Genomic DNA, 2341 nt, shown 5'->3' with positions numbered 1-2341 from the left:
ACGGGCCCACGATCTGCCTGGTCAACCACGTGCACACGGACATGTGGCGCATCCGGCTGCCCGGCCCGGCCGCCCGCCCCGCCGTACGACAGCGCCGCACCGTACGACAGCCCGCCGTACGACACCGCGACGTACGGCACGCCCCCCTCGTACGACACCGCCTCCCCGTACGCCCAGGAACCGCGCCGCGCCGTCGAACCGCCCCACGCGACCGGCCTGCTGACCGCCGGTGGCCCCTTGGCGGCCGGCGGCCCGCTGCCCCGCCGGATCGTTTTCCTCGCCCACCGCGACCTGGGCAACCCCAACGCCGGCGGCTCCGAGCTGCTGGTCGACCGGATCGCCGGGGGGCTGGCCGCGGCCGGCCACGAGGTGACCCTGCTGTGCGGCGGGCCGGCCGGCCCGACCGCGGGCCGGGACTACCGGGTGGTGTCGGCCGGCGGCGCCACCGACCACTTCCTGCGCGCGGGCCGGACGTTCGCCCGCGAGGTCGGCACCTGCGACCTGCTGGTCGAGGTGTGCAACGGCATGCCGTACCTCGCCCCGCTGTGGCACCACGGGCCCACGATCTGCCTGGTCAACCACGTGCACACGGACATGTGGCGCATCCGGCTGCCCGGCCCGGCCGCCCGCGTCGGCCGCACCCTGGAGCACTGGTCGCTCACCCGCGCCCACCGGGGCAACCTCATCGTGGCCGTGTCCGGCTCGACCGCCGAGGCGCTGTGCGACCTCGGTGTGCCGCGCGAGCGCATCCGGGTGGTGCACAACGGCGTCGAGGAGCCCGGCCCGCTGCTGCCCGAGTCCCCCGAGCCGCTCTTCCTCGCCCTCGGCCGGCTGGTCGAGTACAAGCGGATCGATCTGCTGCTGCGGCTGTGGGAGCGGGTCCGCCCGGTCACCGGCGGCCGGCTGGTCGTGGTCGGCGACGGCCCGGAGCGGGAGCGGCTGGCGGCCCTCGCCGGGCCGGGCGTGGAGTTCACCGGCCGGGTCCCGGAGGCGGTCAAGCACCGTCTGATGTGCGAGGCGTGGCTGCTGCTGCACCCCTCCCTGATCGAGGGGTGGGGCCTGGTCATCACCGAGGCGGCGGCCCGCGGCACCCCCGCGATCGGCTTCGACGTGCCCGGGCTGCGCGACTCGGTCCGGGACGGGGTCACCGGCGCGCTGGTGCGCGGCGAGAGCTCGTTCGCCGCCGCGTGGTGCGCGCTGGCCCTCGACCACCGGCGGCGGGCCGCGATGGGCCGGGCGGCCCGGCGGCACGCGGCGGCGTACCGCTGGCACGGCACGGTGCGCCGGTTCGCCGCGGTGGCGGCGGAGGCCTGGCGGGACCCCGGCGCGGCGCCGCCCCGCCGCCACCTCGCGCCGCACGCCCAGCCGCCCACCGGCGCGTACCCGACGCCGTACGGGGACCCGCCGCCGTACGAGGGCGCCGCGCCGTACGGGGACCCCGGACCGTACGAGGGCGCTGCGCCGTACGCGGACCCCGGACCGTACGAGAGCACCGCGCCGTACGGGGACACCGCGCCGTACGGGGACCCGCCGCCGTACGCCGCCCCGAGCCTGCCCCGGAGGTGAGCCGGCCGTGAAGGACCCCTCGCTGCGCCGGTCGCTCACCCTCCTGCGGGCGTTCCTCCGGGAGCCCGAGGACCCCGAGCGGTGCTACACCCTGCTGGCGCGGGACGCCGCCGACCAGGTGGCCCGGTACGTCCCGCTGCGCGACCGGCTGGTCGTGGACGTCGGCGGCGGCAGCGGGTACTTCACGGAGGAGTTCCGCCGCCGGGGCGCCCGCGGCTATCTCTTCGAGCCCTCGGTGGGCGAGCTGACGGCCCGCGGCCGCGCCCCGGAGGGCGCCGTGCTCGCCGACGGCTATCTGCTGCCGCTGCCCGACGCCGTCGCCGACGTCTGCTTCTCCTCCAACGTGCTGGAGCACGTGGCCGATCCGCAGACGTTCCTCAGCGAGATGGTGCGGGTCACCCGGCCCGGCGGGCTGCTCTACGTCTCGTTCACCAACTGGCTCTCCCCCTGGGGCGGCCACGAGATGGCGCCCTGGCACTACCTGGGCGCCGAGCGGGCCCGGCGCCACTACCAACGGCGCACCGGCCGCCACCCCAAGCACACCCTCGGCGAAAACCTCTTCCCCCTGCACGTGGGCGCCACCCTGCGGCAGGTGCGCGCCCGCCGGGACGTGTCCGTCCTCTGCGCCCGCTCCCGCTACTGGCCGCTGTGGCCCGGCGCGGTCACCCGGGTGCCGGGCCTGCGCGAGATCGCCACCTGGAACCTCCTCCTCATCCTCCGGCGGTGTCCATGACCAGCACTGTTCAGGCGCCACCCCAGACGCCCGCCCCCGGCC

The 2341-nt window shown here is 77.0% G+C and carries 2 protein-coding genes; both read left to right on the top strand.

Annotated elements, in window-relative coordinates; genetic code table 11:
- The first annotated feature begins 216 nt into the window (after positions 1-216).
- The gene (locus ACSNOD_RS30530; RefSeq protein WP_436770327.1) at positions 217-1566 is read left to right on the top strand and encodes a glycosyltransferase; all 1350 of its coding nucleotides are present in this window, start codon (positions 217-219) and stop codon (positions 1564-1566) included.
- 7 nt (positions 1567-1573) lie between these two features.
- Positions 1574-2299: a class I SAM-dependent methyltransferase gene (locus ACSNOD_RS30525; RefSeq protein ID WP_436770326.1), complete on the top strand. Its 726-nt coding sequence runs from the start codon at positions 1574-1576 to the stop codon at positions 2297-2299.
- Positions 2300-2341: the final 42 nt, after the last annotated feature.

Origin of the sequence: Streptomyces sp. URMC 123, assembly GCF_051386515.1 — a bacterium.
Taxonomy (GTDB): domain Bacteria; phylum Actinomycetota; class Actinomycetes; order Streptomycetales; family Streptomycetaceae; genus Streptomyces.
Note: the sequence above shows the minus strand (reverse complement) of the source record. Positions and strands in the feature narration are given on the sequence as shown.